Source organism: Vallitalea pronyensis (assembly GCF_018141445.1).
In the GTDB taxonomy this organism is placed as follows: Bacteria; Bacillota; Clostridia; order Lachnospirales; family Vallitaleaceae; genus Vallitalea; species Vallitalea pronyensis.
The window spans coordinates 1,330,584-1,350,134 of record NZ_CP058649.1 but is presented as its reverse complement, the minus strand read 5'-3'; the positions used below and the strand labels follow the sequence as shown (position 1 = coordinate 1,350,134).

The window sequence follows — 19,551 nt, the reverse complement described above, 5'->3', positions numbered from 1 at the left end:
TTCACCTCTACTCTATTATATCCAATTATCGATAAATATACAAGTTTTATCGATAATTGGATATAAGCATTCATGTTTATTTTGTTATCTGTACAGGTGAAATTCTATCGCCAATAGGGACATCGCAACCATTTTCTACTCTAACCCCTCCATTTGGCATAATTGGACCATTATCACTTTTAAAGTAGAGTGGTAGTCCTTCTGATAGTAGAAAATTATCCGTTAATGGGTTTTCTCTTTGATGGTGAATATGTAAATGCGGTTCAGAAGAGTCACCAGAATTACCTGCTTTGGCTATTACTGTGCCCTCCTCAATATGCTGCCCCTTCTCCACAAGTATGGAATCTTTCATTAGGTGTGCTAATACAAGATATGTACCTGTCTCATCTAATTTTATATAAATATAATTACCAAGCCTAGTGTCTGCCTCATCTAAAATGCCTGGCGTCATATCCTCTTCATTTCCCTGCAAATCAATGATAACACCTGATGCTGGCGCAACAATGTCTTTCCCATAAATACCATAATCCTCTAGTTTATGACTCCCCATACCAGCTGGTTCTATTAATAGGTCATATGCATAGCGTTGCACAGGAACCGTCACATGATAGTTATGCTCTAGTTTATCACCACCCCATCCCACAATGGTTGTTTCTTGAAATGGCACAGATACAGTAACGGATGGCTTAACTGCATGGACATCCGCAGGATAAGCTATCTGAGCAATCTTAAAAATCCATCCTGCAGGCCATGCTACAAAAATAGCCATTAGACATGTTATCACCTTTATTAACTTAGTTTTTTTGTGTTTAATGATATCTTTCATGATGAGAATGATACATGTGATAATTGTTATAACACCAACGATACCTAAGATTTGAATAAACCACCATGCAATAATCTTAGGTCTTCCTTTAAATAGATAAAGGCTACCCCATCCACCAATTTCCAGTATGATGAGTATCACTAGCCATATCCAGAGCATTGACTTTTTCTTTACTATATTCATAATTATACGCCCTCTTGTCTTTCATACATGTATGCTATTATGTTTCCATGTCTGTACCTCTTTATAATTGACTATACTTCATAGTGTATAGCTACTAAACGCTTTTTCCAAAAAAATTTATTGTATCTCTAACACTCCCTTCTTAAAAATATCATTGGTTTCTTTTAAAAAATGATAAATGATTTGCTGAGCTGTTTTATCCAACATATCCAATTTTTCTATTAGCGGATTCAAAAGTATCTCATGATTTTTTTCATGATAATAGTAGGCGGTTTCACCATCCTTTGTTAAACTTAATGTTAATCGCGATTTGTTTTCAGGGTCTTGATCTTTTTTAACTGTCCCTTTCTTATATAAGCGATTAACAATCTGAGAAACGGCTCCTTTTGTAATCCCTAATGCCTTGGCCAATCCTGTAATGCTTATGCCTTCATTTTCTTTAATGGCAACAAGGGTATGTATTTCTGCATTGTGCAGGGGTTCACTAAGCCCATAGTACATACTTTTCTTATCCAAATCCTGGATGTTTTGAACCAATTCAAAAAACATGGCTATCATTTGGTTTGTATCAATTTTATCATTCATAAGGATAGTGTATAGGAGCTATACACTTTTGTCAACTTAAATTTTACTGATTATTTTATAAGCAGTGATATAAACTTTAACATGACTGTGACATACCTATTCCACAATAAAAATAGCCTTTCAAAAATTACATTCCTGAAAGGCTATTTAATCATTTTTATTTACTGTTTATATTAGTTAACATAGTTTAAGGGATTCAATGGCTTACCATAACGTCTAATTTCAAAATGGACATGGGGTGCTTGGCTATTTCCAGTATTACCTGATGCTGCAACCACATCACCTTTATTCACCTTTTCTCCTACTTTCACATAAAGTTTACTGTTATGTGCATAATAGGTTTCAAAACCATCAGCATGTTTTATTTTAACGAGATAACCATAGCCGCCACTCCAACTGGCAAAGGTTACCGTTCCTGTTTCAGAAGCTTTTACACTGGTTCCAACGGAAGCACGTAAGTCAATTCCCCTATGAATTGATCCCCATCTAGGACCGAAAAGTGACGTGAGTTCACCATTAACAGGTTTTGAAAAACGCGGTAACTTTCTTGTACCCACAGCAATGATGGACTTAATAGGTTCCACGAGTATTTCCTGAGATACTATTTCTCGTCCCGTTTCTAAACCATTGGTATAGATCACATTAGCTGTTACTTTTTTTATACCACTTTCACCTTCTTGAATGGTTTTCCGATAATCTTTGTACTCATTGTTATCTTCTTGGTATTCAATGGGTGCTTCTATGTCATCTTCATATGCCACCTTCTCTTTTACAACAACGGATAAGGTAGGTTTTGGTATCATTAAATTTAATTCTTGACCTATTTGTAGCAAAGAAGCTGTTGTAACTTCTGGATTAATCTTTAATAAATCCGATAATCCCATATCGTTATCATTTGCCACTTCTGATAATGTATCTCCTGATTGAATCTGATACGTTATTTTCTCTTCCGTAGTTGATTGCAGTTTTTCCACCGCTTCTTCTTTCTCTACGATACGTTCACTATTGACATAGACTTCGCTTGCTTCAACAGATTCAACAAAGGATACATCTTGAATCTCCCCAGCATTAACAGGTGTAATATAGGCACTCTTTACTTCTGCCAAAACAGCTTCAGCTGCTTGGTCATCTTCTAAGATAATTTCCGTTTCATTATCAATGGATAAAGCTTTAGCTTTCACCCAAAAGTCATCTTTATTGTATAATAAGACGGTAAAAAGCTCATCTGCAAGTTCTTTTTCATTAAGAAGCTTTTGCTTATCCAGTTCCAAAGGTTGTGTAATAACTGTCTCATCAATTAATATAGCTCTATCAAGTTGCTTCTCTAAACGTGTTGATGCTGCCTTTAGTGCTTCATCGATGATACCAATGTCTTCAATAAAACCTACTTCACTATTTTTGAAAGTTGCTTTATAAATAACCTTGTATTGTCCATGTACTTGTTCACGAATCAATAATGTTGTAACAAGTATTGATAAAACCAGCAAACTTACAATTGTAAACTTGTTTTTACTCATTTTTATATATAAGGGTCTCATGTATTTCCTCCAAATCTTCCTATTGCCATCACAACACCCTGTCCCATCCTAAGTGAATTAACTAACTTCCTAACTACCCTCCTTTACAACTTTTAATTTTGTGTTGACTCTCTGTATGTATATTTAGGGTTCATATCTGAACGCCTATTCAGTTGTTACATAATTGTAACATTTTATTTGGATAATGTCAAACTTCTGTAACATTTTCTTTTTCCTTATGTCGTTTACCTTTTTTACCAATAAAAAAAGCCTATTTTATTATCATCTTTTTTGATCATAAAATTAGCTTTTTCGCCTTAACGTTCGTTATTTAATTGTGAATAGCATATGAGTGAAAACGCTTTCTAACATGGTTCATAGCACTTTAATTAAAAAATCGCATGCGGTAAGCTTGCATGGCTGTGTGACTTAGTTTGTTAATAAGTTTCGTATTGACATAAGCACCTACCACTGCACCAAATCCAGGTATCATCTGAAGTAATTTGGCTAAATCAATATAGTCTCTATACTCCAGTTGAAAAGTCCGCCAATCAAAACTATTGATATCCTCAGGTAACGTGGTCAGATACACTTGAAAATTCTCCATCTTAGCATATACTTCATTGGTACGACTTTTGCTGGAGAAGGCCAGTTGAAAAATACTAAGAATATAGATTCTTTCTCGGTAATCATATACATCATAACCATAAGCTGCTGCTATGTCATAGAGCATCTTAATTTTAATACTCATCAATAGTGGTAAATCAGCAAGACCTAAGAGAATACCGCCTGCTCCTGTCCCAGCCCCTTCTATCAATGCCGTTGTTCGATACCTTTTTGTTAATTGGGACACCAAGAGTTCTCTTTCGTGAAGTCCCATATGCATGTAAGGTGTTTTGGTGATATATTTTGAACCAAATAGGACCAACTTGGTCATGTTCTTAATGGCTTCTGTCACCAATTCATGGTATTTCTCTGGTAGAATATCATTGAGTTTATTTTGAATGCCTTTGGATGTCTGTTCAGCCATGGTAGGCTTTCTTCTCATTTTCTTTTTCCATTTGTTCAATTCTTTTAGTGCTGTCTGTTCATAATAATCCATCTATATCCCTACTTTTAATCATGTTTAATCGTATTTAAGATTAACTATATATATTATATTCAATAATCAATTACGATAAATCCTTAAATGTTCTATACTGTATCATATTGACTTTACTCGTTACACGATTATTTGTCAAGTGGTTGTGTACGCATATTGATAGATATTGGAAATGTTCATCAAATCTTTTCATTATACGTCACGACCTTATCCATAATTGGAAAAAGAGATTCCATCACTGTTTTCCATTCGAACAGTAAGCCCATATGACCAGATTTATAATCGATGGGATATTCACTCATATAAAAATCCCGTAAGTCACTAACCCTTTCATAAGTTATTAAACGGTCATGTAGGCCTGCTATGGATACAACTTTATTCTTAGGAATAAGTGGTTTATAGTTTAATAATTCTATGGGGTCGTATAGTGATTCAAAATCTTGTCCACCACTTATCCATGTATCCTTTTTAGCATTGAGTCCTGGGCATACGGGTAACTCTTTCAATGATTGGGGTAACTTAGCCCCTGCCTGTCCCATTATGTACAAATCTGCTCGATTATCACAGGTTCCTAAAAATGACGTCACATGTCCTCCTAAACTAAATCCACCAACCATTACTTTGCTATAAATTGTTTGCCCATAAGAAAGAATCTGAGATACATCATCTACTGCTTGCCTCATACCCTCTATTGTCACAATAGGGCAAGAATCAAATAGGTAAGCTCCTGAGTAGGGTTGATTTTTGGGGCTTCTCAACATATGGAATGGCAAATGAACTGCTAATATTTCTATAGGGTTACTTGTACTCATTAGGCGTGGAAACAAAAAATTAATTTCGTTTTTATAATCACGCTCTGAAAAACCATGAAGATAGATTAAAGCTATTTTTTCTTTTTTACTTTTTTTCTTACTTGTAATATGCTCAAAATAAATCGTCTGATTTTCAGCAAATGTTTTATAAAGTGGTTCATATGCCTCTATTGGTTTGTATCTCGATTCCATACTGCATGTTCTTATTTCCACGTCCTTCAACACTTTTGTGCTCAGCACGATGGGCTTATTAAAATTCTCACATTTCTTAAAAACCTTAATTTTAGAATAGATAGCTTTTATTTCATTGGCTTTTAATGAACTACATTGTTGGAAGATATGTTCATCTGACTTTTTCTTATTCATGGATGCAAATACCCTAATACCCATGGTTTCTATCATTTTAGCACATAAACTATTCATCTCTGCCTCCATCTATGATCGCATAGTCACATATCCTATTTAACAAAAAATCAATAATAGCATCATATTGATCAAGACCTATCTCTTCTTTATGAAAATTCAAATAAACTAAAGACCGTATGGCTCCAATGACTTCAACAGCGTCAATATCTTTCATTAAGTGTTTTGATTTCCAATCATTCATTAGTTCCACTATGAGTTCTAAGGATTTTTCTCTTTCATCTATCATATCATCTGATGACATATTTTCTAAAATAAAGCTATATTCATTTTTATGTAGGATTGTGTTCATTAACGCATTTTCATATAATTCCTTGACTATTATACGGTAAAAACACTTTAATGCTTTGGCAGGATTATCTTTATGCTTCATAATTTCTGCAGCAATTCTTTTGCGAATCTTATATTTTTCAGTACGTATAATCTCTAGAAAAAAGGTTTCTTTTGATTCAAAGAATCGATAGAACATACCATTAGCAATACCTACTTCTGATGTTAAATCCCTAATTCCAAACTTCTTATACCCATATTTTTCAAACAGTATTTTTCCTTTTGACAATAGCTTGGCTCTAATCTTTTCTAATTCTTCTTGTGTAAAAGCTCTAGGCATTTGCTAATCCTCCTCTTTAAGAAAACAAATAAATCTATGAACATTTTTTCATTTTTGTTCATATATTCATTGTAAAGCATCATCATTCTTTTTTCAATACCTTTTTTAGATTATTGTAGAGGTTTATTCTTAGCTTTTTTCATTTCATAGAAAAGCACCGTTCCTACTTAGATAGAAACAGTGCTTTTCATATAATTAATATACATTTTTAATTATGTCGAATAAGTGATGTAACCGCTTCTTTTTCAAAACGATGAATGCAGAACTTAATAATAGCACGCATTAAAATGAAAAAGACAACAAATATGCCAATGGACCATAATGGGAAGATAAAAGGTATATCTTCGTTGCCAGGGTAACTGATAAAATCAAGATGTCCATAATAAGGTATAGCATAGCCTACAGGCAATCCAATAACTGTTGTGAGTATAATGACAAGGTTTCCCTCATAATGAAGACTTTTTCTGAATTGCTTAGATGTCATACCAATGGAACGTAACATACCTAATTCCTTTCTTCTCGTGACCATAGACGTATAAGTACTATTGAATATCATAAGAAAGCTAATCAGTGCAATCATGCCAATAAATATATAAATCATCAGACTCATTCTTCTAATGTTTGTTTTGCTTGTTTCACGCAGCTCATCAATATACATAATGGAATAAGCGTTAACAATATTCTCTTTTATGACGGATTTTACCCTTTGGTAATTTTCTTCTTTAATATCAAGTGAAACCCGAATATCACTATACATCTTATAATGATTATCTGTATACTCCATTGGTACAATAATAACTGGTGCTATCCATTCATTCCACATAAATTTGTCTTTAAGTTTACCCACGATGGTTAAATCATTACCATCTATCGTTAATTTGTCACCAATACGATAATGCACACCATGCTCCATGTCCAAGACAAAACACCAATTCTTCATCTTTTTAAGTTCTTCTAACGTATATTCTGATACGCCAAATTTATTATAATATCGCGTTAGGACAAGATCATTAAGCCCTTTAACTTTAATATCAGCATCTTCCCCATTATCATTATAGGTTTCTAGGCGCTTAAGGTCATCTGTATACGTTTCACCAATCATTAACTGGTCTGTTGGTATCTTTCCAATCACTGTGACCTCAATGGCTTTTTTATACGCTCCATCCAGTTCATCAATAAAGCCGAGCTTCTCTTGGGGTAAACCCGATATTTGAATGTCTCCTGTGATGCCTCTTCTAATCATCTTATCCGTTGTATTGATACTTGTAAAATAACTAAAATATAAGAAAAGTATTGCACTTATACATATGGTTAATACGGTTAGTAATTGTTTAATGGGATTATTCAACATATTGGTTAGGGCTAAGCGAGTGACAGGATTCTTTACCTTCTTGACCCATCTTTTTAAACCTCTCCATTTTGTGGTGCCTGAGTAATCGATTGATTCAATGATGGAAATTTTTTTAACCTTTCTTGAAGGTATTTTAATGGATACCCATACACCGAAAATTTGTAAAAGGATTACTGTAGCTAACGCAAACGCATAATAATGTTCTTGCAGGGATAGCTTCATGGAATAACGAAGGTAAGTCCACAATGAGAATGATGATAGCTGTATATAGGATATATTACCATAAGTCATGACTAAGAGAATAACATGTATAATACTACCAATGACTAAACCAATCACCAGCCCTCTAATTAAATAGAACCAGCCCTCTTTTACTAAAAGCTTTCGTATTTGCTTATTGGTCATACCTATGGCCTTTAGCAAGCCTAGATTTTTTACACGTTCAACAATGGCATATGAAAAAATATTGCTAATGGCAATGATACTTAGTATCAGAACAAGAGCCAACACTAAAGCAAAGTCCAGTGGAATATCTGGTCTCTTTATGGACCTTACCCTTGAATCAAGTATACCTGCTTGCTCCGCAATGTTATCCATTACTCTTTCTTTATTATTACCCTCAACTTTTAGATAAAAGTAATGTGCAAAACGTTCTGTTTTCCTAGCATAGCTCTCTGTTACAAAAGCCACAGATTGATGCTCATCTAAATTGCAGTCCTCAAATACCCCTGATAATCGAAATGTTTGCGTTTGGATGCCATCCTTATCATCTATGTATGGAACTTGAACAATAACGTCATCCCCTACTTGAAGGGATGGTTTGATTTTTGATAGAGCCGAACGTGTCAGACCAATTTCGTGATCCTCACTAGGATACCTACCTTCTACTAACCCATAGCCAAAGCCTGCTCGCATGCCTTCATCTGAGTATTGCATTTTCATAGGTGATTTATCAGATAACTGAGTATTGGATAGGCGAATGAGGGTTCCATAATCCAGTACCTTAGCATTGGTGATGACTTTCTCTCTCTGATTGTCAGATGTATCCATGCAATAACCATCAAATGTACCAAACTCATGATTAAAATACAGCTTAGACGATATAAGTCTTCCATGAATGAACATGCTGTATACCGCAATAAGCAGTATGGTTGAAAGGCTAACGGCCAGTACAATCAAGCGGCTCCGTGCCTTAGAACTTTTTATATAGGCTTGTGATAAATGACGAATACACCTCATGTCAGATCCCTCTCTTCAATTATTTTTCCGTCTCTTAATCGAATAACACGATCTGCTTCCTGAGCAATTCTTTCTTCGTGGGTGATGAGAAGAAGGGTCTGATTATACTGTTTAATGGTTTTTTTAAGCAAGTGAATAACTTCTTCACTGTTCTTAGAATCAAGATTACCAGTGGGTTCATCCGCTAGGATAATGGCAGGATTGGATGCAAGTGCTCGGGCTATTGCCACACGCTGCTGCTGCCCTCCCGATAATTCACCAGGGAGATGACTCATACGTTCGTTTAATTTAAGGGTATGTACGATACCCTCCACATACTTCTTGTCCACCTTTCGACCATCCAGCTCAATGGGCAGTACAATATTGTCCCAAGCATCAAGGACATTCACCAGGTTATAGTTCTGAAAGATGAATCCTATGTTACGCCTTCTAAAAATGGTTCGATCCGTTTCATTAAGCTGATAGATATCGGTTTGATTCAGATGCACCTTTCCCCCAGTAGGAAAGTCTAAACCACCTATTAGATTTAACAGCGTGGTCTTACCAGAACCAGATGCACCTACAATAGCTAAAAATTCACCTTTTTTAACGGTCAGATTAATAGCATCTACTGCTTTCACTGTTTGTTGTTTACCCTCATAATATTTCTTTAATTGCTCGATACGTAATACGTCCATCGTAACCTCCTTATCTGTACAAGGTCTTATTACCTCATCAACATGTATGTCATGTACTAGTATAACGAGGCTAGCTTACAACTCTCTGACAATTAAGATGACAATGTTGTCATACAGTAAAAAAGAGTATTTCAAATGTGGTGCCAACACCTAACTCTGAATATACCTTAATGGTACCGTTTTGATTTTTCATGATTTCCTTGGCAAGATATAGGCCTATACCGATACCCTCATGTACCCCTGTATGTTTTCCTTTGTAGAAGCGATTAAAAATAAAGGGCATATCTGCCTGACTGATACCCATGCCTGTGTCGGTTATACATATTTTATTGAACATTACATTATGCTCTATTTGAATGGTAACCTTACTGTTACGTGTAGAATACTTTATAGCATTGTCTAAGATATTGACAATGGCTTCTTTTGTCCACTTCTTATCGAATGAACATCTGGGTTGATCACCATCCATAAGAATTATTTCAATGCCTTTTGCCTCCGCATCCAGATACACGGTATTAACCGCTTCAAGGATAACATGGTGAATGGGCTGTTCCTGCATATGAAGTTGTATCAATCCTGTTTCCAATTTAGATAAATCCGATAGGGTTCCTGTTAACCACTCAATACGATCCACCTCATCACTGAGTTTTATCATGACACCTTCTTTTTCTTCTTGGGATATCTGACTATCGTGTAACAGAGAATAGAACAATTTAATGGCTGCAATAGGCGTTTTTAATTGATGGGCTACTTCTGTTACAAGGCTATTAAGCCTCTTTCTTTCCTCATTAAATTGATCTTGATTCGTATAAAGCTTATTAACAAGGGCAGCCATCTGATAATCTAAACTATAGAGAGCACCTTCCTTATATTTAACAGGTATATAATCTTCCTCCTTGAAATTGTTATTCATGGCACGAGCAATATGACCGGATGTTCTATTTAAGTGTTCATGAATATACGCCACTATGTGATAACCAATAAGAAAGGTAGCTATTAGCGGCATCACCAATGCAACCAACATGCTATTGTATTGAAAAGTCTTACTCATAGGCATGATATTAAAATATCGTATCCCGATTAAACCACAACAAAAAAGGGCTACAGCAACATAACCTATAAACAATCCCTTTATATAACGCTTAATCTTTTCATCACTATATAACCCTGTCACGATTATGCACACCTTTCATTCTATACTTCTATTCTTTTTATGTTAAAGGTTAACTATTTCATGATGTATACATCATGCCCATCAGTAGAAATGATACATACATGTATTACAATTATCATAGCACAATTACATCATTTTCTCATTAAATTATGATTAGTATAATTAAAAACCCCTCTAAATACACATTTAGAGAGGTTTAACACATTTTATGATACCATCATCCATCTAATCTACCAAATTTCTTTAATAAAAGCATGTTTTCAATAATGATACAGGATTTCCACCAGTTTTTACTCACTTCAAATGCATCAGGATAGGCATTCCAACGCCAAACAATATCCCAAACACCATCTTTATTTCTCTTGTTTATGATATAATCCAGTTCTTTATCCATGATGTCTTCATTACCAACATAGACAACACTGTCTGGAGAATCGATAAAATGAGATGGTTTTTGGCAATACTCTGCCCATTTTGATGTATCTCGTTCAATGAATTTTTGGACTTGTTGTTGCAGTATAGGCTTTAATTCTTCTGTGTTGTACTGATTTGCTATATTGGCATTTTCCAAACACTGAATTAAATAGAGATAACACCTTACTTCTCCCTCTTTACTATAATCTTTATAAGCTGTCCCATCAGAAGTAACACCATAAAGATATTGGTCAATGGCTTTCCCAGCAATTGTCCTAGCTTCTTTATACAGTTTTGAGCCTTCATCGGCAAAAGCTATGATGAATCCTGCTAATCTGGCTGTTGGATTATAGCCCCATTCTTTTACTTGATCTTGGCTTTCATACTGCCACCATGGTGCATGAGGATAATCATTATTGGTGGGAATCAGTGCTGACCAATAACCATCTGTATAATGAGGTGTATTTTCAAGATAACTTAATATCCTCATTATCATAGGATGGGATTTATCTGTAAAATTAATCTCATTCAGTAATCGGATAGCATAGGAAGTGGTATAAGGTGTTGAATGTGGATTCCATGAATCTGCCTCTAAAGCATTGCCTATACCTCCATCTTCATTTTGATAATGTTGAAGCACATCCATAAAATCTTCTTTACTCCCATTCTCAAAATGAACTTTCCATCTAGCAATTTCAATAGGTCTTGCATGGCGATACATATAACTTTTAACATGTGCAAAATCTGATTTGGTAACCTTCATGTAGCATATCCTCCTTCGTAAATTTAATCAATTTTTTAAAGTTGCTCTACGTACAATCATAACCATTACAATGATTTATCGTACACAGCATATGTATTAGTAAACTATTTTTAATGCATATCTTCCGTTGCTAATTTTATATGTAATTGTTTCCAACGTATAGGATAAGCCACTATTAATAAGTATTGCTATTGATAGTGACTTAACTAATCTGAATGAATGTTATCAAATGGTTGTGTTTAGTTTTTGGTTAGTGCCTAATATCTCATCTTGCATATTTAATTCTTCATGAGATGTTAAACCTCTTTCGATAGCATCTTTTCTTAGTATCAAATAAAGTTCTGCATTGGTTGCATCATCGTAGGGTTTGACAAAAAGGACCCCAACGAATAAAGCTAATACACCTAATAAATACCAACCAATGAAAGATAAATCCAATACAAAGATTTCAAATTTTTGTCCATGCGTCATTTCGTTACTGAGTTGAATGGCTCGCATATAGCCAATCTTTGGATTATCAGCTAAAATATAAGGTACCATACGATAAGCATATGATTTGATGATACCCGGTATGATTAATAACAGTGTCCATAAGAAAATAAATATACCGCGTAGCATCATGGTTAATAGGATATTGGTGTATCTACCCTCTCTAAAACCATAACCTAAATTCATATAGGTATCTCCTTCAGCAGCTTTGATAAAAAATTTTCTTCCACCAACTTCAAGCATGTAACCTATAAATATACGCAGTAGCAATAACACAATTACTACAACTGCTATGATCGTTAATATTCTTATGAACTCTAAATCAAAAAATCCATTATTATCAATTTCTCTGGTATAACGACTTCCACTACCAAAGCTTCCACCATTAGCGCTACCACCTGCTAGTAATATGACTAAACTAACAGCAAAAGCTTTCCAATAGTTTAACCTTAAAACTGCTTTAGCCTTTCCCTTAATAAATTCTCTTGACCACATTGTATTCCTCCTCGTCATCTTATTCTACTATTCCTATCTTATGTATCTCCTTCACCATTTGATAAAAGATTGTGCCACCTTTACTTCGTATTGTGATCAATTCTAAATGAACGGTATATATAACCAATTCATTTATACCCACCTAATATTATACATAATAATGATACTTATTGATACTTTTTTATATCACTTTTAAATCTTTTAACAATTGTATGCCATCTCTTATACCTTGACGGTACAAATCATATTGAATGAGCCCTTGTATATAATTACGGGTACTCAAATACACATCAAGTACGTCACGCTCTTTGTTATCCAAGTTATACATTATATCACTCAACTGCTTATCCACTTCTTTTAATGAATGCCGTTGTTCTATCACATCCTTATTATGGGCTTCACACGTACGAACCTTCTCTTCTAATACATCCCAAAGAAAGTCGTCTATGATTTTTTTATGCTGATGTATCATGTTGCACCTCCAATATATTTATTCACCTCATTTGATTATATAATATATAGCAGGTGTCCTATGGCTTTTATGGGAAATTCCCATAAAAAAACTTATCTAATAAAAGATAAGATTATTTCTTTATTATGCCGTTTTTAGCGTTCATGTGACGTAAAATGATGATTCATTTAACAACTATGGTACATGTTCCTTTACTATTTGCTCAACCATGATATAGTATAATGTATGTTATTGAAATCAATATATAGATATAGCCTCAAAATATTCACGCTCTTCATAAGTCCTCCAAAAATTCATCCCTAACTCTTTACATTCAAAAAGTGAACTATCTTTAATGTTTTCACTGTCAAATAAAATATGGTATTGACTCATTAATTTTTGTATAAAATCATGTACATTTACCTTAAATATTTCTATGTCATATAATAGTATTTTATAATCGTTTATTATAGGCCTAGCAAATTCAATATTACTTACTTTGTAATCATTATATTCCAAAACCAAATTAAAGTTTAAATAAGCTTCTTTTAAATAGCAACTATTTTCTTTAACTACAAAAGGAATTCCTATGTTTTTATGTACTTCCATTTTATCCATTCTAAGGTCTATGTTACTAATTCCTTTGTTAGGAAATATCCCTATTGTTTTTATTTTACTCTCCATCTACTTTTTCACTCCAAACACTATTCTATATATTTATCAATATAAAGTCTTCTTCAACTACACCACAATAGCATAAACTAAAGTTACTGTGCTTTCTATGAAATAACATCTATCTAATCCTTTCTATAAAGACTCAGCCCTCTCATAGATCCTCTTAATCTCTTCCTTGGGCATAATCCTTGCAAGAAAATAAGCAATAATGATGATACCTGGAATATCAATCAATAACCGAGTGATTGCAAACTTTGTTCCAAGGGATGATAATTCAAATAGAAACATGGGGATTTTGGTGGTGGACCATGCACCAATAAAAATAAGGATATTGGTAAACTTAACACCTTTTTTCATAAATACGGCTGCTATAGGAAAAGCACCATATAGCGGTCCTGCTGCGGCAGATCCTAAGATAAAGGCTAGAACAATACCTTTTAGCCCAGAGCCTTCGCCCATAAAACGCACCATGGTTTCTCTAGGTACCCAGACATCCAATAAACCTAAGAAAATAAATATGGGAGGAATAATAAGTGCCATTTCTTTTAAGGAATAGCCCGTTACATGAACCGCTTGCAGACCATATTCTTTATTAACAAGAAATAACACACCTAACATCACGAGTGTTACAATGAAAAAACGATACCGTTTAACTATAGCCATGTGCCTGTTACCACCTTTCCAATAATTAGTGCTACAACAAATGAAAAGATAAATGCAATCATATTTCGTATAATACTTAATTTCTTACCAAAATACTTTATTTCAACAGGTAAGGTCATAAGACCTACCATCATTAACGTTGAGACAAACGCTCCAATCTGGACATACCCTGCGCCATTCTTTAGTAAAAGCGCTGCTGTTGGAAATGCAACAAATCCAGGTATAAGCGTGACAGAACCGATGATGCCAGCTATCAGTGTACCGTACCAACCGGATTCTGCTCCAATCACTTTTGAGATCATTTCTGTATGAAATATGGCAAGCATGATGCCCACAAGGACAATTACGCCTAATAATTGTGGCAATAAATTCTCAAAGGCTTTCCAAGCTTTCTTTAAGGCTTTCATGGTCTTCTGTTTGTTTTTATAATAAGAAAATACGAGGCATATTATGGCGATGCCATATAAACTTAGATTCATTGTTTAGATCCTCCTACGATGGTCTATATTGCTCTGCTTAGTATATCCCTCTATTTACTGCTTGTCAATCATCCAAGTACTTATTCTGTTATTTATTCTAGCGGGTATATAACGCGTTCGTAGAACAAAGCGACTATGTCGCGTATTGCGAAGCAAGTTGTTTCGTTATGAAAGTTTCCATAGCACAAATGAGAACGCTTCTACATCATTTGTTGAATTGAGAACTTTCCAATAAAATAAAAAAACTAGAAAATGACCTTTAGCCACTTTCTAGCTCTTACCTACCTTATGGTATTATTTTATTTCCCTGACGGGCTTAGCTTCAATATAACCTCGATAACCCCTTGGTTCCAACTGAAATCTTGGTCCATCGTCTTCAGCCCATGCAAATCCATAAACGGTTGGATCGTAACCTTGGATTGCTTTCTCTACATCATCTATTGCCTCACCAAATTGTTCATCTTCATAAGGCTGGCCTTGAAATACCATCATCTTACAAGGGGGTAAGTCAATGATATCAAACCCTTCCGGTATTTTACCTGAATAGTCCTTAGAAACTTCTACCCCTTGTGCATATATGGATGTGCCTGCTGGTACCATCTTAGGAGGTAACCATACCCCTATGGGCTCGTAAAGGGCATCTTTCACACTGGTTAATATCCCCCAAATATCACAACCAACCTCTTCACAGTATTCAAAATAATGGGTTGCTTTCACACCCCTCTTTAGTATAAGTTTCCTTGCCTCACGGTCAATCACTTGGACAAAAACAGTATGTGTCTCTTTCTTTTCCTTCATATTGCGGTCTCCCTTCTTATAGTGATAATAATCACGAACAGGATAATCAATGAAGAGTTTAATGGGAGTTGGATTATCGGCATACCGCTTAGGCGATACACCAAATGCTTTGGAGAATGCTCTTGTAAAACCTTCATGAGATTGAAACACATAATCAAGGGCCACATCAAGTACTTTTGTCTTCTGATCCCTTAGGACAAGAGCAGCACGTGATAACCGTAAATCTCGTATATACTCAAAAGCTGTCTTGTTCGTTAGTTGCTTGAATATCTTAGCGCTATGCCATGGCGAATACCCAGCAACCTGGGATAAATCATATAATGTGATGGGCTCATGCATATGTTCATGAATATAGTTTTGCATTCTGCTTACTGCATCTACCTGTTCTTGGTTCGTCACTCCCTCACCTCCTATTACAGAATAACATAGAAACGGTTACTGTTTCTTGACCGAAATTGTGATGTTTGAGCTGTTCACTTACTTGTTCAATCCATAAACATGTGCCAAGACCTTTTCTTTCTCATCGTAACAAACAGGATACTGTATCTTTGGTCGATCGATAACAATTAATTCGATACCTGCTTGTTTGGCAGCTTCTATTTTCATACATGTACCACCTTCATGTCCACTATCTTTGGTAACAAGATATTGAATATGATACGTTTTAATGTGCTTTAAATTATCTTCCAGTGTATAGGGTGGATTAAGAGCGATAATCTGATTGTCTTGTAAACCGCAATCATATGCTTTTTGTATGGATGTTTCTACAGGCAATATACGCACAACCATACGTTTTTTATCCAATAGCCTTACCAGTTCATCAATATGGTTAACACCTGTTGAGAACAATATTTGACCTTGATGGTTATTCAAATACTGACAGGCTTCTGCGTAAGTGTCCACATGCTTTCCCATATCTTTACAAATACTTGACTTTCTCTCGTACCTGATCATGGGTGTACCTAGGGCATGGGTGCTTCCTATAATGTTACGTGATATAGCCACAGCATATGGATGTGTTGCATCAATCACCACATCTATATGCTGTTCCCTCATATACTGCTCAATATCTTCTTGAATCATCTTACCATATATACCCTTAATATGTCCATGTTCTGGAACAAGACCATTACCATGTGCACTCATGGAAGAAACCGTAACACCATGACCCTTATCCGCTAATTCCACAGCTAATTCTCTTCCATTACGCGTCCCTGCAAAAATAAGTATTTGCATAAGCTTCACCTTACCTTCTGTAACCTCTTGGCGTAATCATTTTACCGTTCTTCACATAGGTATCACCATTACCCACGATCACCATACTGGACATGTCGATGGGAACATCACACATGTCTTGCAGTGTTGTGATGTAAACCTCTTGGTTATCTCGACGAGCATTTTTCACAATGCCTACTGGTGTCTGGCTATCTTTATATTCCAGTAAAATATCCCTAGCCATGCTGATATAATGAGGGCGACCTTTACTCTTAGGGTTATAGATACATGTGATAAAATCCCCCATACCTGCTGCGTGAAGACGCTTCTTAATGACTTCTATATCTGTAAGTAAATCACTGAGGCTGATGTACACAGAATCATGAACAATAGGTGCACCTAATACAGCCGCTGCTGCATGAGCAGATGTTATCCCCGGATAGCATCTTACCTCGATATCACTTTGTTCTTCTAATACGATCTCTTGCATAATGCCACCAATACCATAGATGCCTGCATCGCCGCCACTTACCATGGCTACTGTTTTTCCAGCTTTTGCAAATGCTAAGGCTTTTTTACAACGGTCCACTTCTTTTTTCATACCGTTATAAAAGACTTCCTGTTCATGGATGAGAGGTGTAATGAGTTCGATATATTTCTTGTATCCAACAATGACATCGGATTGTTTGATGGCTTCTACCGCTTCATAGCTCATACAATCTTGTTGTCCTGGGCCTGTGCTAACAATATTAATCATGGATGTCCTTCCTTTCTTCCCATATGCTGATGGTTATACCGTTGTGTTTCATTTTCTTAGCTATACATGTACCCTTATTGGATGCTAAATAACCGCTGGGCATGGACACAGCTCCAACCCCTGTAATCTGTTTCACAAAAGGCGATTGGTCAAACCGCTCCACGACCTGTGCAAGTTCCTCCGCGGTATAGACACAATAGGTTGCATCTAATTGTTTTACCAGTTCTAAAATACCAGCCTCATCCTTTTTTAAGTCAATGGATGCTACACATCCAATGGCTTTTCTTGATAGATGATGTTGTTTCAGACAATCCTTTAAAAATCCATGAATGGCTTCGTAAGTGGTGTCCCTTTTAGCACCAATACCAATGACAATGTTTCTGGGTATCAGGGTTGCCGTTGGTAGAGGATATTTCTTATGGGTTCTATGGGTGATATGGATAATTCCCTTAGTTCCTTCTCTTAAAGTTGTTGTAAGCTCAATACCCTTCATGGGTATATCCGAAATGATATCAATTTGGTCATCATTAATCATCATTGCCGTTAATAGCTTGGCATCTTGATAATTACCAATCACCAAATCATGGTCCTTGGCTAATAAGTCCACAGCTGTTTTGTGCATCAAATCCGATGCCGTTGTAATAACAGGCTTAGCTTGGATTCTGCTGGATAGATGCCTAGCAATCTTATTGGCTCCACCAAGATGTCCCGATAAAACAGGAATAAGGTATGACCCATCCGGTGATAAACACAATACCGCAGGGTCCATACTTTTATGTTTTAAATAAGGTGCGATGTCCCTGACAATAATGCCCATGGCCATCATATAAATAATCACCTTGTAGTTTTTAAATAATACTTGATTAAAAGCCTTCAAACCACCTTCTATAACTTCAACATGCTCTACTTGATATTTGGGCAATGTATAAATATGTATGTCTGCAAGATCCGCACACTTTTCTCGCATCTTAACAGCATAGGCAACGGTTTGTCTATTCAGCGCTACCATGGCCCATTTCATACATCCACAGCCTTTCGGTATTCGTGTGTAAAATGTTGATCATACAGCTTGGATAACGTATAATCACAATCTATAAAATCACCTACGAGTATTTGAGCTGTCTTGGTTATTCCTGCTTCTTTTACTTGTTCGGCAATGTTGTCAAGGGTTCCTATAATGATTTTTTCATCTTCCCAAGTGGCCCTTTGAATCACTGCTATGGGTGTGGTCATGGGATAGTGTTTTCCTAACTCACCAACGACTTTATCCATCATCCCTACCGATAAGAATATGGCCATACTGGCTCGGTGGCTGGCTAGTGACGCTAATGATTCCTTATCCGGTACAGGTGTTCTTCCTTCTATTCTTGTCAATATAACGGTTTGGGACACATCTGGAAGGGTAAATTCTTTCTTAATGGCTGCTGCTGCGCCGCAAAAAGAGCTGACCCCTGGTATGACTTCAAAAGGTATTTTTTTTGCTTCTAGAGCATCCATCTGTTCTTTAATGGCGCCATAGATAGATGGGTCCCCTGTATGTACTCTTACAACCTGCTTGTTATCTGCTATACCTTTTATCATGACGTCAAGGACTTGATCAAGATGCATGCTTGCACTATTATAAATCTCTGCACTTTCTTGACATCCTTCCAATACTTTTTTATTCACCAAGGATCCTGCATATATAATGATATCTGCCTCATCGATGGCCTTTTTTCCTTTCATGGTAATCAGCTCTGGATCGCCTGGTCCTGCTCCCACAAATACTACCTTATGCAATATGTTTCCTCCTCTATAAAATAGTCATTCTTGTTGTCTTATGCTTTGTTGCAAAGTCAACATGCAAGCAAAAG

The 19,551-nt window shown here is 35.7% G+C and carries 20 protein-coding genes; all 20 read right to left on the bottom strand.

The window, feature by feature from the left end; genetic code table 11:
* Positions 1–76: 76 nt before the first annotated feature.
* Entirely contained in the window at positions 77–1,009 is a 933-nt protein-coding gene (locus HZI73_RS05660; protein ID WP_212697283.1) for a M23 family metallopeptidase, read from the bottom strand.
* Positions 1,010–1,126: 117 nt separating this feature from the next.
* Positions 1,127–1,594, bottom strand: a complete 468-nt coding sequence (locus HZI73_RS05655) for a MarR family winged helix-turn-helix transcriptional regulator (RefSeq protein ID WP_212697282.1) — start codon at positions 1,592–1,594, stop codon at positions 1,127–1,129.
* Between the two features lie 173 nt (positions 1,595–1,767).
* Entirely contained in the window at positions 1,768–3,132 is a 1,365-nt protein-coding gene (locus tag HZI73_RS05650; protein ID WP_212697281.1) for a M23 family metallopeptidase, read from the bottom strand.
* Between the two features lie 364 nt (positions 3,133–3,496).
* Complete coding sequence (locus HZI73_RS05645; protein WP_212697280.1) at positions 3,497–4,213, bottom strand: EcsC family protein; 717 nt, start codon at positions 4,211–4,213, stop codon at positions 3,497–3,499.
* 179 nt (positions 4,214–4,392) lie between these two features.
* On the bottom strand, positions 4,393–5,448 hold the full coding sequence (locus HZI73_RS05640; RefSeq protein WP_212697279.1) for an alpha/beta hydrolase family protein: 1,056 nt from the start codon (positions 5,446–5,448) through the stop codon (positions 4,393–4,395).
* Positions 5,441–6,058 carry a TetR/AcrR family transcriptional regulator gene (locus HZI73_RS05635; RefSeq protein ID WP_212697278.1) on the bottom strand — a complete coding sequence of 206 codons (618 nt, stop codon included), beginning with the start codon at positions 6,056–6,058 and terminating at the stop codon, positions 5,441–5,443. Before HZI73_RS05635 ends, HZI73_RS05640 begins: the two co-directional genes overlap by 8 nt.
* Positions 6,059–6,266: 208 nt before the next feature.
* The gene (locus HZI73_RS05630; protein ID WP_212697277.1) at positions 6,267–8,648 is read right to left on the bottom strand and encodes an ABC transporter permease; all 2,382 of its coding nucleotides are present in this window, start codon (positions 8,646–8,648) and stop codon (positions 6,267–6,269) included.
* Complete coding sequence (locus tag HZI73_RS05625; RefSeq protein ID WP_212697276.1) at positions 8,645–9,325, bottom strand: ABC transporter ATP-binding protein; 681 nt, start codon at positions 9,323–9,325, stop codon at positions 8,645–8,647. Before HZI73_RS05625 ends, HZI73_RS05630 begins: the two co-directional genes overlap by 4 nt.
* Before the next feature lie 109 nt (positions 9,326–9,434).
* Complete coding sequence (locus tag HZI73_RS05620) at positions 9,435–10,499, bottom strand: sensor histidine kinase (protein ID WP_212697275.1); 1,065 nt, start codon at positions 10,497–10,499, stop codon at positions 9,435–9,437.
* Between the two features lie 217 nt (positions 10,500–10,716).
* Complete coding sequence (locus tag HZI73_RS05615) at positions 10,717–11,676, bottom strand: hypothetical protein (protein ID WP_212697274.1); 960 nt, start codon at positions 11,674–11,676, stop codon at positions 10,717–10,719.
* 225 nt (positions 11,677–11,901) lie between these two features.
* Positions 11,902–12,660, bottom strand: a complete 759-nt coding sequence (locus HZI73_RS05610; protein WP_212697273.1) for a DUF975 family protein — start codon at positions 12,658–12,660, stop codon at positions 11,902–11,904.
* A gap of 181 nt (positions 12,661–12,841) precedes the next feature.
* The gene (locus tag HZI73_RS05605) at positions 12,842–13,132 is read right to left on the bottom strand and encodes a hypothetical protein (protein WP_212697272.1); all 291 of its coding nucleotides are present in this window, start codon (positions 13,130–13,132) and stop codon (positions 12,842–12,844) included.
* Between the two features lie 237 nt (positions 13,133–13,369).
* Entirely contained in the window at positions 13,370–13,795 is a 426-nt protein-coding gene (locus HZI73_RS05600; RefSeq protein WP_212697271.1) for a hypothetical protein, read from the bottom strand.
* 123 nt (positions 13,796–13,918) lie between these two features.
* On the bottom strand, positions 13,919–14,449 hold the full coding sequence (locus HZI73_RS05595) for a permease (RefSeq protein ID WP_212697270.1): 531 nt from the start codon (positions 14,447–14,449) through the stop codon (positions 13,919–13,921).
* A complete protein-coding gene (locus tag HZI73_RS05590) occupies positions 14,440–14,928 on the bottom strand; it encodes a permease (RefSeq protein ID WP_212697269.1) in 489 nt (162 codons plus the stop codon). Before HZI73_RS05590 ends, HZI73_RS05595 begins: the two co-directional genes overlap by 10 nt.
* Positions 14,929–15,222: 294 nt before the next feature.
* A complete protein-coding gene (locus tag HZI73_RS05585) occupies positions 15,223–16,125 on the bottom strand; it encodes a helix-turn-helix transcriptional regulator (RefSeq protein ID WP_212697268.1) in 903 nt (300 codons plus the stop codon).
* A gap of 78 nt (positions 16,126–16,203) precedes the next feature.
* Positions 16,204–16,962 carry a precorrin-6A reductase gene (gene cobK / locus HZI73_RS05580; protein WP_212697267.1) on the bottom strand — a complete coding sequence of 253 codons (759 nt, stop codon included), beginning with the start codon at positions 16,960–16,962 and terminating at the stop codon, positions 16,204–16,206.
* A 10-nt stretch (positions 16,963–16,972) separates the two neighbouring features.
* Complete coding sequence (gene cobJ, locus HZI73_RS05575; protein WP_212697266.1) at positions 16,973–17,698, bottom strand: precorrin-3B C(17)-methyltransferase; 726 nt, start codon at positions 17,696–17,698, stop codon at positions 16,973–16,975.
* Entirely contained in the window at positions 17,691–18,719 is a 1,029-nt protein-coding gene (locus HZI73_RS05570) for a cobalt-precorrin 5A hydrolase (RefSeq protein WP_212697265.1), read from the bottom strand. Before HZI73_RS05570 ends, cobJ begins: the two co-directional genes overlap by 8 nt.
* Positions 18,716–19,477 (bottom strand): precorrin-4 C(11)-methyltransferase, encoded by a 762-nt coding sequence (gene cobM / locus HZI73_RS05565; RefSeq protein WP_330619690.1) that lies wholly within the window; start codon positions 19,475–19,477, stop codon positions 18,716–18,718. Before cobM ends, HZI73_RS05570 begins: the two co-directional genes overlap by 4 nt.
* Between the last annotated feature and the right edge of the window lie 74 nt (positions 19,478–19,551).